This window comes from Desulfatibacillum alkenivorans DSM 16219 (genome assembly GCF_900142135.1).
GTDB classification, from domain to species: Bacteria; Desulfobacterota; Desulfobacteria; order Desulfobacterales; family Desulfatibacillaceae; genus Desulfatibacillum; species Desulfatibacillum alkenivorans.
On sequence record NZ_FQZU01000004.1, the window covers coordinates 193,107 to 206,546 of the forward strand.

A 13,440-nucleotide genomic window follows, 5' to 3' on the forward strand; every position below is an offset into this window, starting at 1 on the left:
GACTCGGAATATGGAAAAAACATACAAGCCCCTGCGCCCCGGCGCTTTGATACTTCTCACCGTCCTGTGCGGAACAATGGCCGCCGGCCCCCTGGCCGGGTCCATCCTCACTGATTCGGGCAGGAAGAAATTGGGATGGCTCATAGGAGTTGTCGGCGTTATCCTCGGCGCCGGCCTCCTGGGGGCCATGGTCGCGTGGAACACCCAATGGGAAAAGATCGCCCTGGCCTTAACCGGCGCCAACCTTATGTTGGGCCTGGGCCTTTGGCGCCTGGCCGCCCAATTTGCGCCCGCAGTGCAGGAATCCGCGCCTGAGTCAGAGGGGAGCCAAAAGGAAACCGGCGGACTGCGCCAGGTGGCTGTCGGCTTTTTCGCCGGAGCCATGGTTACGGGCATTCTGGGAACGGTTTGCTCCATATTTTATCTGCTGATTACGGACGCCCTGTTTTCCACCTGGTTTCCCGTTACCTTTGCGGACGATTACGCCTTATCCCGGCTGACTTTTTCGGGCTTCTGCCTGACGGCGGCGGGCGCCTTCGCCGGCGCCGTGGGAGGCAGGCTGCGCCCCGGCATTCGGCCCAAAGCCTTTGTGGAAGGATGCTTCGCCATTATTTTTGTGTACCTGACTCTGGTTTTGGCCGCGGAAGTGACCATGGCCCTGCCCGGATTCCAGGCGGGAGCCGTGACCGGAAGCGGTTGGAAAGACATCCTCAGTTCCATGGTCCTGGGGGGGCTGCTCATCGGAGTTGTGTGGTCCGGCCTTTGGGCCTTTCACATCATGAACGGGGAAAACGGCCGGGCGAAACTGCGCCGGGCCTTTGTTGCGGCCGGATGCAATTTCGCGGTGGCTCTGACTCTCGCCGTTACTTTCGGCTATGCGGCCGAAGCCTATTTGGCGGCCGGCCTCCATTGGGAGCGCAGGGCGGACATTTCCAAGGCATTGTGGTGTTACGAACACGGGTTGCAAAAACTGCCCCAGGACCACATCGCGTCGTTTCTTCAATATCGCGCGGCCCTGATCTATCATAAGTTGGGCAGGGAGGATCTGGCGGAAAAAGGCTTTGAACGCCTGATCACCAAGTACAATGCAAACAACCGGCTGGCCGAAAAATCCGCCAAGTTCCTGGACAGCCTGAGACGGTCCCAAGGCCCGGCCCGGGTTGTGCTGCCCGGCGTGGAAACCCGGACCGAATACAAAAGCGCCTATTGCGTGCCCAACTCCCTGGCCCTGACCATGCGATACTGGGGCGCGGACGTGGACGCCAAGGAAATAGGCCGGGAGATCACCGGGCTGTCGGGCGGGACTTTCGCCGTCAACCAAGCCTGGTTTGCGGTGCAAAAAGGCTTTCGACACGATTTTCTGCCCATGGCTGATCTGTCCGACATCAAGCAATGCATTGACGCAGGCTTTCCGGTCATGGTGTATGTGCCCTCCCATGTTTTGGTGATTTTCGGGTATGACGAGGCCCTGGAAACATTCGTCACCTACGACACGTCCACGTCGGACCTGTGGTCCGAATACATCCAGCAGGATTTCGTCAAAGCCTGGAAGCGCCGGGCCACCACTGTGGTTCTGGCCTATCCCCCGGAAGAGGAAAACAAACTTCCCCCGTATATCGCCCAAAGGCTTAATGAGTTTTCGGATAAATACCTGCACTACCAGCTTTGCGCCCTGGACAGCAAAGGAAGCGAGGTCTCCGTATCCCACCTGATGGCCGCGGCCGGAGACGACGGAGAGTTCTTTTTTCCCGTGACCGCCATGTATTCCGGTTTCCCGGGGCTGCGCCAGGAATTGACCGAGCGCTTTGACGCAGACACGGTCATCAAGTCCATCCGCCGGTATTTTGGCGAGGATTTTGACGAAGGCGAGCACCTTTACGGCCAGTACCACGACGAACACTCCGTGGACAACGATTCGGCCCTGCGTGACAGCATCAACTACCTGATCGGCATCCAGCGGTTTGATATGGTGGAAAACCTGGTCACGCGCATTGACGAGGAAGGGCCTTTAAGCGCCAACATCCTGGGCGACGCAGGCATGATCGACCTTGTCTGGGGCGATTACGACAGAGGCCTGGACCGCATCCAAAGGGCCATAGACCAATACTCGGGCATGGATTGGGCTTTTTACCTGGGCCTGGCCAGGAAAAAGGACGGAAACGAGCGGGAGGCCGTGCGTTTGCTGGTGCAGGCGGCGGACTTTGCTGGCCGCAGGTCTTCCCGGGGAAGGAGGGACGACATGCCCCTGTACGACGCAAGCCTGGACGTCCGGATCGGATTGGACGAGTACGGCTTTCCCTCCCTGGCCATGGCCAATCAAATGCTTGTGAATATGGACGAATTGGGGGAAAGCAGGGAGGATCTGCTCACCGTCTGGGAGCGCTGGCATCATTTTATGCCCTTTGATTCCTCCGTGGCCAACGCCCTGGCCGGGATGTACAAGCAGGACCTGGAGAATATGAAGCCCAAAAAGGACGCTTCCAAAATATTCAAGACGCGGAAAAAGCTCAAACTGGCGGAACAGCGGATAAACAATTACTCGCTGCCGGCCTATTATAAAAATCCGGAAGACTAAAGCGCATATAAAGAGGGAGAGGGGATATGGCAAGACCTGGCTGGGCTACGGCGGTGGGCATTGTCGGCATAATTTTGGCGAGTTTGAGCATCCTGGGGACCGCGCAATTGGCGTTTATCCCGCTCATGCAAAAAGCAGGGGATGAAATTTTCTCTGAATTTGATGAGGGCTTCTACCAGGAAATAGAACGGTTGCATGAGCAGGAGGGGTTGGACTATTCGGATAAACAGATGAAGCAGATGGAAGGCATGATGAGGTCTATGAAAAAGATGCCGGATTGGTTTATCTCGTTTGTGACCTTTGCGTACATCCTGGAGGCCCTCGGCAGCATAGGCGTCATTATTTCCTGCATAAAAATTCTGCGAATGCATGAATCCGGGGTTTCCCTGTTTTTGTGGACGGCGGGATTCAAGGCGGCTCTTAGCTTGTCCGTCATTATTTCAGCTGTTTTTGCTTCTTCGATTTTTGCCTGGACGATGATTGGGGGCAGCAGCATCAGTTTTGTCGCCCTTTGCGTGTTAATGGTAATTGCCGTGTTGGGAAACAAAGGGACGTTTCAACAAAAGCCTCCGAAAATTCCCAATGGCCCTCCTTCCATGGCGGCTTAGGCCATGCTGACCCATCGGGATCTCAAAGGCTCGGACCTGGCGGAAATCTGTTGTTTCCCCCAAAGCGCCGAGGAAGTGTTTTATATGTTCCCCGCCGCGTCCCATCCCCTGACGGAGCAGCAATTGGCCGAGGCGGCTCAAAAGCGGCAGGGCTCCACAGTGGTTTTACGGGACGGCCGGATTGCAGGATACGCCAATTTTTTCAAATGCGTAAAAGGCGAAATCTGCGACCTGGGCAATGTGGTGGTCAATCCGGAGTTCAGGCGCAAGGGGGTCGCGTCCTATCTTATTGAGGTCATGTCCCAAAAAGCCGTGGAAGAGTTTCAGGCCGGGAGGCTGCAGGCCTCGTGCTTCAACCAAAACACCACCGGCTTGATTGTGTACCACGCCTTGGGATTCAAGCCGGTGAGGCTGGAAATCCGCAAGAATCCCGGCGGCTTTGATGTTATGCTGATTCATTTGGAGAAAGATCTATGACCAGACCGTTTGCAAGGATCGGGGTTGTGGGGGTGCTGGTGGTGGTCATGAGCACGGCCCTGCTTTTTGTGTTTCCAACCAAGGCGCCGGGCATGCCGGACGGCTTCGCCACCCCCATCATCGCCTTTGAATTTGCGCAGTGCGCCAGGGACGTCCAAACCCTGTTCGGACCGGCCGGCTCTCCCGAAAGAGAGGCCATGGTCCGGTCCATGGATCTGGGCAATATGCTGGATTACGTCTATATGGTCCTGTACTCGGCTTTTATTGCGCTTTTCAGTATGAAAATCGCCAAACGCACGGGCCAAAAGATTTTTTACGTCCCGGCCGGCTTGGCTGCTCTGGCTTTGCTGGGCGACGCATTGGAAAACCTGAGGCTTTTCGCCATAGCCGGAGGGCTGGAAACCATGGAAATCGAGGCGGACCTGGCGGTCTTGCATGTGCTGACCTGGATCAAATGGGCTTCCCTGTCCATGGCTTTTTTGTTTTTGGCCCCGTATTTTTTAAAGGGCGGCAAGTTCGCCGCAACCATTGGCGTGATCTGCGCTTTTTGCCCGGTTTTGGGGCTGATCGCCTTTTTCAAGCCCGGCGCGTTTTGCGAAATGTTCAGCGTATCCGTGGCGCTATTATTCTTGCTGACTATTATTTACAGCTTGATATATAAGGAAAAACGTAGTTTGAGAGATGTCATGGAGGCGGCCGCCGGGGAGTGAGGGCCCCGCGGGCGCGAATGGTTACGACGCCGTCCTGCTGAAAACTCCACCTAACCAAAGTCGCTCCATGCCGAGCCGTAGGTTGGGTAGAGCATTGGAAAAGGATGCTGAATAATTAGGAAAATACGTCTTGTTCAAACGCAATAAAGGGCTGATATCACGCCGTGAAACCCAACAAAACAGGGCGATTGCGACGCACTTCCGAAGACGGAGGCTCAGCGTCCTTTTTGCAACTGGAAATTAACGTGTCGGATTAGTTCAATATAACGCCTTGAAAAACAAACCATGTGGGGGGATCCATGAAGGAGGAGAAGTATCCTTGGCAGGGGCAGGTTGTCAATAAATCGCTAAAAACCAGGGACGGGGTGAACATCTGCTACCAGACCCTGGGAACCGACAAGAAAAAACCCGTGGTGTGCATCGCCCACGGCCTGGGCGCCAGGTTGTACGCCTGGGCGCCTATATTGAACGTCATCCTGCCCAGGTACCGGGTCATAACATGGCATTACCGGGGCCTGTATCAGTCGGAGACTCAGGAGAGCATCCGCCGTTTTTCCATCCTGGACCACGCGGAAGACCTGAAGTCCATCCTGGACAGGGAGAAGGTAAACAAGGTCCACATTATCGGGTGGTCCATGGGAGTCCAGGTGGCCCTGGAATTCGCCCATTTATTCCCCGAACGGCTGGAAAAGCTGGTTCTCATCAACGGAACGTACGGCCACACCCTGTCCACCGGCCTTCAGCCCCTTTTTCGCATACCCTACATGGCGGATCTTCTGCACATTGTCATAGAGACCCTGAAAAGCAGAAAAGAGTCGGCCTCGCTTATCCGCAAGGTGGCGACCAACAAAAAAATTACGGGCGCCGTGGGCTCATTGTACTCCACCTTGCGGGGCAGCCCCTATTTTACGGAGGTGCTCCAGCAGTACGCCGATGATGTGCTGGGGGATAGCTTTAACAATTATCTCAGGTTGTTCCAGGAATTGGACGCGCACTCAGCCTATCACAACCTGCCCGAGATCGTGCATCCGGCTCTGGTGGTTTGGGGGGACCTGGACCCGCTGATTCCAGCGTATCTGTCCCGGCGGATTCGGCGCAGGCTGGTCAATGCATATACCTTGAGATTCTGGCTCGGAACCCATTTTGTGCATTTGGAATACCCCAAAAGGGCGCCTAATCGCATACTTCGCTTCCTGGATAGCCATATAATTGAACCGGACGTTTGACCGCGGCCTTTCTTTAGTGTATCGTGCCCGATTGAGTAAATCTGGCGCCGTGGATAAAAAGGTTTAAACGGTGTGTAATACAAAATAACCGGCCCGCGAATGGGCCGCCTGAAGTCAGGGGAGTGATTAGGGATGAAAAAAAGCCGTTTGCTAATGATTACAGTTGTTCTTCTGCTGGTTTCCGGTTTGGCGGTTCACGCGGAATACCGCGTGGAATCGGATGAGGGGGAAATTTGCGCGCCCATTCAGACCATGATTTTGACGCCGCCCGAAGACGTGGAAGCCAAATTTGCCGATGTTCGTTTTCCTCACGCCGACCATTTCAGCTATTCCTGCATGGAATGCCATCATATGTGGGACGGATACAGCGACATCAACGCCTGCATGGATTGCCATGACGCGACGGAATACATCAGCAGGAAAGAGCCCAAAGAAGATTACATCATGTACTATCAGTCCGCGTATCATGCACTTTGCCGCGACTGCCACGCTGAAATCGGCCGTAAAAATACAGACATCAAAAAGGAAAACAAGGGCAAGTCCGATGAGGACAAGGTCGCTCTGCTTCCCAACGGCCCCAAAAGCTGCAATGGCTGCCACAGCGTAAAAGCTGAATAAGCAAAACTGATTTTTTCACCGAATAAACCGGCTGGCCTGGGGACTCAACCGATCCCCAGGCCTTTATCCATGATACGGGTCATCATTCGCATGATCCCATGGTAGACCAGGAAGCATTTGGTCTTGAAAAAATATAAGGCTTTTATGTCCCCGGACGTAATAAGCAGGTACTGATTTTTCTCTATCGCCCGGACTATCTGGCCGCCCACCTTCTCGGGCGTTAACGCGATCTTGCGGAATTTTTCCTTCAGCTTGTCTATTCCCGAAACCGGCGCTTTAATCTGAACGCTTTCCAAAATGCCCGTGTTCACCGCTCCCGGACAAACCACCGTCACCTTGATGCCGTGCTTGTGCAGATCGTATTTTAACACTTCGCTGATTCCCACGACTCCGTGTTTGGAAGCGCAATAGGCCAGGTGCCAGGGCAGGCCGAACAAACCGGCGGTGGATGACACATTGACAATGTGCCCGCCCCGGCCTCTTTTGACCATCTCCGGCATAAAACATTGGATGCCGTTAATCACCCCCCAAAGGTTGACGCCGATGATCCTGCGCCAGTCCTCCATGGTGTAATCCTGGGGCTGGGCGAACAAGGCCACGCCTGCATTGTTCACCAGAATGTCCATCACCCCGCATTCCTGGTGGATTTGCCGGGCGAAGGCGCTGACGGCCTCGTAATCGGAAATATCCAGGGCTTTGGCAAGACCCACTCTTCCGCCCCGGCTTTCAATTTCCTTGGCGGTTTGCTTTAAGCCCGTCTCATTGATGTCCGTGATGAATAAAACGGCCCCTTTGGCGGCCAAAGCCATGGCCGCGGCCCGGCCTATGCCGCTGGCCGCCCCCGTCACCATTGCCTTCCTGCCTTTGATGATCATGCTCCCCCTCCTTATTAATCGTCAACCCCCATCAACTCTTTCAGCCGCAAGGCGTTCCTGGCGGCGGCGTCCGTCATGGTGTTGTCAAAGTATATGTAGGCGTCGCGGCTCCAGCCGGTAACCAGTTCCGCCCAATGCTCCAGTTCTTCGTCCGTGTACGAGGACTTGTAGATTTCCTGGGATCCGTGCAGCCTGAGATACACAAAATCCGCCGTGGCCGCCTCCACGCAGGCGTGCTTGCCGGCGGTGTCCGAAACGCACCACGCGATGTTGTGCTCCTCCAAAAGGGCGAAAAGCCCGTCATCCAGCCAGGAGTCGTGGCGGGTTTCCAGGGTAAAGCGGAACTCCTTGGGCAGAAACTGGAAAAAATCCCTTGCGATTTCCTTTTCATAAGCCAGGGTGGGCGGAAGCTGCAACAGGATCGGCCCCAATTTTTCGCCTAAGATGGATGCGGATTCCAAAAAGCGGGGGACCGTCTCCTCCGGCGTTTTCAGCCGTTTTACGTGGGTGATGTACCGGCTGGCCTTGACGGCCCAGGTGAAGCCCTCGGGCGTGGTCTCACGCCATTTTTCGTAGGTGGAACCCTTGAGGGTGCGGTAGAAGGTCGCATTGACCTCCACCGTATTGAAAAGGGTGCAATAATAGGGCAGCCACTTGGCCTTGGCCAGCTTCTCCGGGTAAAAGGCCCCTTTCCAGGAATCGTAGGTCCAGCCCGATGTTCCGATTAATAAACCCATCAGGCTAACCCACGTTGGGCATGAGCGCCCATTTAATCACCCAGGAGCCTGCATCCGGGTGTTTGTCCAGGCAGACGACGCCGCCGTTTTGGAAGCGGAACACGGGCCGCTCCGGGTTCCCGGTGATTAAATAGGAAGCCATGCGCTCCATGAAAGGCAGGTGGCCCACGATCATCAACCCCGGGGTGTTCTCCAAAACGGGCGCAAAAGCCGCCGCGTCGTCCATGGGCTTAAGGCCGGCGGTCTCCTCCACGCCGCCGGGCGGATTTAGGGCCTTGGCGAAGATCTCGGCGGTCTGCAAGGCCCGGGTCTTTCCGCTGTGCCGGATTTGCGAAACCCTGACCCCGTAACCGGCGGCCACGCCCGCGATGCGCTCCGACTCCTCTATGCCCAAAGGCGCCAGACCCTGGTCCGGGTCCTGGTCCTTGAGCAGGCTTTTTCCATGCTGAACAAGATATACGGCCATTGGGCGCTCCTTTTAGGCGGTCGTTTTTATTTAACCAGCTTGAGGGTTTCCTTAAACTGGGGCGTTCCGGCTCTTTTCAGGATTTCGTAAAACAGCATTTCCTTGGTGGTGACGGCCGCCCCTTCTTGGCGAAGACGATCGAGCGCCGCCTGCAGATTGAAATCGGTCCGGGAGGAAACCGCGTCCGCAACCACGTGCACGTCATAACGCCCCAAGGCGTCCAGGGCGGTCTGGCAAACGCAGATGTGGGCTTCCACGCCGGCGATGATGAGCGTGTCGGCGCCGGTTTTTTCCAGGGCCGCGGAGAATTCCTCACAGTCAAAGCAGGAAAACGAAATTTTGGATGTGGGCTGGAAATCCTTGATGAGCCCGCTGATTTCCTCCAGGGTCGGCCCCAGGTTCTGCTGCTCCGAGACCAGGACGGGAATCTCCATGATATTGGCGAACCGCACAAGGTCTTGGATAGTCTTGGAAACGGCTTCGTTATCGGCGATGACGGGCATAAGGCGCTCCTGGGCGTCGATGATCACCAGAACGCACTTGCTGGATTCTTTTATCATGGCGGGTTGTTCTCCTTTTTGGCTTGGTTTTGGGGCGGTTCGTTTTCGTAACGCAAGGCCAGGGCCCGATAAAACTCCGCCTCCTCCATGCGGTTGCGCTTGGCGCATCCATTGGCGTATATGCGGCATTTTTTAAGCAAAACGGCTGCGGCGGCCGCGCGCTGGGACGCCGTCAACGGCTCGTTTTCCAGCAGCTTGACCAAAGAGGCGATGCGGTGCCGGTCCAGGCCCGGCATGGCGGAAAGCTGATCCTCATGGCCTCCGTGCTTGATGACCAGAGGCTCGTCGATCAGATGCACGGGATGGCGGCAGCCGATTCTAAGCCAGAGGTCGTAGTCCTCGCAGGCCGGCAGGCTTTCGTCGAACCCGCCCATGGCCTCAAACAGGCTGCGGCGCATCATGACCGCCGAAGGGCTGACTAAACACAAGTCCAGGGAGCGTTCAAAAACCTGCCCCGAAGGCTTTTCATGCCGGTTTCGGGGATTCACCCGCTTGCCCCTGCGGATCCAGGTTTCGCCGGTCTGGCAGATCAGGACGTCAGGATTAGTGTTAAAAAACTCCGCCTGGACCCTCAGTTTGGACGGCAGCCACAGGTCGTCCGAATCCAGAAAGGCGATCAAGGCCCCGGCGCCGGCGTTTACCCCATGGTTGCGGGCCGCGCTCACGCCTTGCCGCTCTTGGGGCAGCACGCGCACTTCAGGATAATTTTTCAGGATTTCCAGGGTGTCATCCTCGGACCCGTCATCCACCACAATCAATTCAAAATCCTTGTAATCCTGGGCCAGGACGGACTCCACGGCCTTTTCTATTCGCCCCGCCCGGTTGAATGTAGGGATGATAACGCTGATTTCGGCCATAAGCAATCCAGGTCCTGGTCAATTCATAATCAGGCCATTTGTACGTGATGCCAGGGCGCTTGGCAAGGGGAGGGTGAAAAAGATTCTTTTCCTTTGACGATTGATACGCTATCATAGAGGTTTAGGGATGGGCAACTCATTTACAAGTGAGGAAATATTTTGAAATCACAAACAATTACTTTTTTCGGACGGCTTACAACGCTGTTCCTGCTTATAGCGGCCTTGGGCGCAATTTCGTTTGCAACCCCATGGTTGGCTCAGGCGCAGGAGCCCATGGACTCCATGGAGGCGGTGGAAGCCATTGGGGTTTCCAGGATTTATCAGGGAAAGGTAAGCAACGCGCGGGAAGCGGCCACGGAAGACTCCTTTGAAATGGCCGTGACCAAAGTGGTCTCGGAAATCGTTCCCCCGGACGTGCTGGCTTCCAATTTTGATGCGGTAAACAAGCTGGTTCTGGCTAAAACGGAAAGTTTTGTGCAGGGATTCCAGGTGCTGGCCGAAGCCCAGGACTCTGCCCATTTGCGCATCATGACCCGGGTGCGTGTGGATCACAACGCCATTCAGGACGCGCTCAGGGCCGGCGGCGCCTTGGCGGCTCAGGCGGACCTGCCCGTACTGCTTTTTTTGGTCAACGAGAAAGAGTTTGGACAGCAGACGCCCAGGCACTGGTGGGGTAAGGCCGTTTCTCAAAACCTGACGCCCTACTCGGAGACGGTCATGGCCCGGGGCCTGGCAGAAAAAGGCTTCCCCTCCGTGGACGGACGGGACTCCATCCGGGCCATGGTGTCCGAGCCTCAATTCGATCCCGAACGCTTTGACCTGACCTCGGCCATGAGGCTGGCGAAAAACGCCCAGGCCCAGGTGGTCATATTCGGAGAGGTTTCCGCGGAAAACGCCACGGCCATTCCCGGAACCGACATGGCGTCCTACGAGGCTTCGGTGACAATCCAGGCCGTGAACGCAGACACCGGGGAGCGCATTGCCTCCTCTTCCCAACTGGCCTCCGTGGTTTCGGACAATGATCAGAACGGCAGCCGGGACGCCATCGCCAAGGCCGCCTCCCAGGCGGCTCAGGAATTGGCCATAGACCTTGCGGCGGCTTACCAGACCCAGCCCCAGGGGCCGGTCACTCTGGAGATGAAAGTTTCGGGCATTTCTCCGCTGGCTAATTTTGTGGCTTTCAGAAATGCGCTGAAAAGCAACACCGAAGGCGTAACCCGCGTTCTGCCCAAAGGCATGACAGACCGGGAGGCCCTGCTTATGGTGGAATACAAAGGCATGCCCCAGAAGTTGGCAAGGGACCTGACCTTAAAGGCCTTTGACCGCTTTAGCGTGCATGTCAGCTACATCGGCGAAAGCCAGATGGACCTGCAGCTCATTCCCAAAGATCCCGAACCGGCCCCAACGCCGGGAATTATCGAGGAGCTGCCCGGCAACTAAGGCGGGAAACCAGGCCGCCGGGCCGGGTTCGCCGCCGTGCCGCCGGGAGATCTTTTGTTAGGGAAAAATTGGGATTTTTGCGCCATTTAGCTTGACAGGAGCTCCGGGCGCGTGTAAGAAGCTGTCCATATAAAGGCACGTAGCTCAGGGGGAGAGCGCTACCCTGACACGGTAGAAGTCGTTGGTTCAAATCCAATCGTGCCTACCAGAAAATACAAGGGCCTGATTCGCAAGAATCAGGCCCTTTTTTTCATTCAAAGGGCTTAATGCTGTCATGGGCGAGGCCATGGATTTTTTTTGCAGCCACAAAAGCATGGACGAAAAGCGCATGTTTGTTTAATAATGGTTTGAATTAGCATTTAGGGTGTGCGACAGTGTATCCGTTCTTCCTTGCTTATAAATTGATTGCAGAAACCTAGGCGGGATATGTTTAGAATTCTAAAAATAACCTCTCTGGCCGTGATCCTGATTGCGGCTTCGACCTCCCTTTTGCCGGCGCAGGGCCCGCCCACCGGGCCGACCGTCAAGCTGGACGCTGCCTATCTTTCCGAATCCTCGGTGGAGTCGAACCAGGGCTCCTATTCCGTGGCCATGGCGGGCGTGGAAGCCTCTTACAAGTATTTCACCGTCCATGCGGCCCAGGGCCGCTTCAACTGGGGCAGAGTGGATCTGTTGCCCTTCGGCGACGGCGTGGACGATCCCTGGTCCCAACTCAACAAAATCGGGCTGTCGGCCAGGTATCGCGGAAAAATGAGCGACAAATGGGGATTCCTGCTGGGGGCCGGAGTCACGTCGACCTTTGAGGAGGACATGGGCCTGCCATCCTATAGCCTCAGCGGCGGGCTAAGCTACAGCTTTAGCTCCAAGCTCCGGGCGGGGGCCGGCCTGAGCCTGGGCCATAATGACATTGAAACCACGGTGATGCCGTTCATCAGTTTTGGTTACGATTACGGAAACAGCAGGAATAACGGGGTGTTTGCATCCATAGGCTGGCCCCGGCTGAGCGCCGGGTACAGGTTCTCTCCGGAATGGGCCGCAAAAGTAAGCCTGACCCTGGACAGCCGAACCTATCAGTTGGCCACCGGGGGAATCTATAAGCTGAGGGACGACAGCCCGGTTTACCCGGAAGGCTACGTGGGATTGAGCGGATATTCGCCCGGCCTTTCCCTGGAATACACTCCGGCCCCGAGCATCAAAGTGGCCCTTGGCCTGTCCTGGTGGTTGAATAGCGAGATGGACCTGTACAACGCCGGCGGGGATAAGCAGTTCATCTACGACATCGAAGATTCCTTAGGCGGCTCCCTCCAGTTTCAATACCGGTTTTAAATTGTAGGATGCGCGCTGCTTAACGTTTAGGCCACTCGTACAAGGACGTACATGTCTCCCCGGCCGACGGGGGATACGCGGCCCTTGCCCCTGAGGCGGAGGCGGGTGTTGTCCCTGACTCCGGCGGGGATGGACACCTTGAGGATTTCCCTTGCGCTGGTGTGATGCAAAGCCAGCTCCACCTGCTTGCCTGTGCGGGCTTCCTCTTGGCTGACGGTGAGGTTGTAGGTGATGTCGTTGGAATCCAGCATGGTCTTCTGGCTGGATTGGATGGCTTTTTTCAATAAATATCTTCCGGCCTTTTGCCCTAACTTGGACAAGATTCCCGGCTTGGTTTTAACTGCTGTCCTGGCAGCCGCCCCGGTTCCGCCGGATGCGGCGGCGAAAAGCTCCCTCCACACGCCGCTCATGGCGCCCAGCAAGATGGCGCCTCCAATAATCAAAGGCCCGCCGCGGAAAAACACCTGCTGATAAAACTGGGGGTCCGTCCGCAGCCCGGCGTTCTCGAATTCCCTGAACAGGTCCCGAAAAATCTGGCTGGCCTGGGGATTGTTGAACATATCCCGGAAGATTTCCTCCTGGGAGTAGGAAAATCCTCCGCCGGATCCTCCAAAGGCCTGTGCGGCGTCATATTGCCTGCGCTTGTCCACGTCCATGAGAACTGCATAAGCCTCTGAAACCGTTTTGAATTTTTCTTCAGCCTGGGGATCGTCAGGGTTCCGGTCCGGATGGCATTCAAAGGCCTTTTTCCGGTATGCTGATTTTATTTCCTGCTCCGTGGCGCTTTTTTCAACGCCCAGGATTTCATAATAGGTCATGGATCAGTCCGCTCCAGTTTCAAGTCCGACCAAGTCCTGCGGCTGGATTCTATGTATCGGAAGGGCGTCAAACTGTCAAAGCCATAATAAGGAGGCGCCCCGGAATACGCACATTGGCATTGCAAAAGAGCGGGTTACGCGGTATGG

The 13,440-nt window shown here is 56.0% G+C and carries 14 protein-coding genes and 1 tRNA gene; 9 read left to right on the top strand and 6 right to left on the bottom strand.

The genetic code is table 11. The features are described from left to right. Positions 1 to 10 precede the first annotated feature (10 nt). The 6 genes from BUE18_RS05570 (at position 11) to BUE18_RS05595 (ending at position 6,214) form a co-directional block, all read left to right on the top strand. Entirely contained in the window at positions 11 to 2,575 is a 2,565-nt protein-coding gene (locus BUE18_RS05570) for a C39 family peptidase (protein ID WP_073473751.1), read from the top strand. 53 nt (positions 2,576 to 2,628) lie between these two features. After that, positions 2,629 to 3,183, top strand: coding sequence for a hypothetical protein (locus BUE18_RS05575; RefSeq protein ID WP_139264624.1), 555 nt, complete (start codon positions 2,629 to 2,631; stop codon positions 3,181 to 3,183). 3 nt (positions 3,184 to 3,186) lie between these two features. Then, complete coding sequence (locus BUE18_RS05580; RefSeq protein WP_073473755.1) at positions 3,187 to 3,660, top strand: GNAT family N-acetyltransferase; 474 nt, start codon at positions 3,187 to 3,189, stop codon at positions 3,658 to 3,660. Then, a complete protein-coding gene (locus BUE18_RS05585) occupies positions 3,657 to 4,370 on the top strand; it encodes a hypothetical protein (protein ID WP_073473757.1) in 714 nt (237 codons plus the stop codon). The genes BUE18_RS05580 and BUE18_RS05585 overlap by 4 nt, the downstream gene beginning before the upstream one ends. Before the next feature lie 299 nt (positions 4,371 to 4,669). Further along, positions 4,670 to 5,596, top strand: coding sequence for an alpha/beta fold hydrolase (locus BUE18_RS05590; RefSeq protein ID WP_073473759.1), 927 nt, complete (start codon positions 4,670 to 4,672; stop codon positions 5,594 to 5,596). 132 nt (positions 5,597 to 5,728) lie between these two features. Then, entirely contained in the window at positions 5,729 to 6,214 is a 486-nt protein-coding gene (locus tag BUE18_RS05595; RefSeq protein ID WP_073473761.1) for a cytochrome c3 family protein, read from the top strand. Positions 6,215 to 6,258: 44 nt separating this feature from the next. On the opposite strand, the gene BUE18_RS05600 is transcribed toward BUE18_RS05595, so the two are convergent. From BUE18_RS05600 to BUE18_RS05620, 5 genes are read right to left on the bottom strand one after another with little or no spacing between them, the layout of a single operon-like run. Beyond that, the gene (locus tag BUE18_RS05600; protein WP_073473763.1) at positions 6,259 to 7,089 is read right to left on the bottom strand and encodes an SDR family oxidoreductase; all 831 of its coding nucleotides are present in this window, start codon (positions 7,087 to 7,089) and stop codon (positions 6,259 to 6,261) included. A gap of 14 nt (positions 7,090 to 7,103) precedes the next feature. Continuing rightward, the gene (locus BUE18_RS05605) at positions 7,104 to 7,826 is read right to left on the bottom strand and encodes a DUF72 domain-containing protein (RefSeq protein ID WP_073473765.1); all 723 of its coding nucleotides are present in this window, start codon (positions 7,824 to 7,826) and stop codon (positions 7,104 to 7,106) included. Positions 7,827 to 7,830: 4 nt separating this feature from the next. Continuing rightward, a complete protein-coding gene (sixA, locus tag BUE18_RS05610; protein WP_073473767.1) occupies positions 7,831 to 8,292 on the bottom strand; it encodes a phosphohistidine phosphatase SixA in 462 nt (153 codons plus the stop codon). 26 nt (positions 8,293 to 8,318) lie between these two features. Further along, on the bottom strand, positions 8,319 to 8,852 hold the full coding sequence (locus tag BUE18_RS05615) for an isochorismatase family protein (RefSeq protein ID WP_073473769.1): 534 nt from the start codon (positions 8,850 to 8,852) through the stop codon (positions 8,319 to 8,321). Then, positions 8,849 to 9,709: a glycosyltransferase family 2 protein gene (locus BUE18_RS05620; protein WP_073473771.1), complete on the bottom strand. Its 861-nt coding sequence runs from the start codon at positions 9,707 to 9,709 to the stop codon at positions 8,849 to 8,851. The genes BUE18_RS05615 and BUE18_RS05620 overlap by 4 nt, the downstream gene beginning before the upstream one ends. Positions 9,710 to 9,868: 159 nt before the next feature. Between BUE18_RS05620 and BUE18_RS05625 the strand changes: the two genes are divergently transcribed. From BUE18_RS05625 to BUE18_RS05635, 3 genes are all read left to right on the top strand, one after another. After that, positions 9,869 to 11,149: a hypothetical protein gene (locus BUE18_RS05625; RefSeq protein ID WP_139264625.1), complete on the top strand. Its 1,281-nt coding sequence runs from the start codon at positions 9,869 to 9,871 to the stop codon at positions 11,147 to 11,149. 133 nt (positions 11,150 to 11,282) lie between these two features. Further along, positions 11,283 to 11,357, top strand: a tRNA-Val gene (locus tag BUE18_RS05630). A gap of 218 nt (positions 11,358 to 11,575) precedes the next feature. Further along, the gene (locus BUE18_RS05635; RefSeq protein WP_073473775.1) at positions 11,576 to 12,475 is read left to right on the top strand and encodes a hypothetical protein; all 900 of its coding nucleotides are present in this window, start codon (positions 11,576 to 11,578) and stop codon (positions 12,473 to 12,475) included. Positions 12,476 to 12,501: 26 nt separating this feature from the next. On the opposite strand, the gene BUE18_RS27240 is transcribed toward BUE18_RS05635, so the two are convergent. Beyond that, on the bottom strand, positions 12,502 to 13,293 hold the full coding sequence (locus tag BUE18_RS27240) for a DnaJ domain-containing protein (protein ID WP_083610798.1): 792 nt from the start codon (positions 13,291 to 13,293) through the stop codon (positions 12,502 to 12,504). Positions 13,294 to 13,440 lie beyond the last annotated feature (147 nt).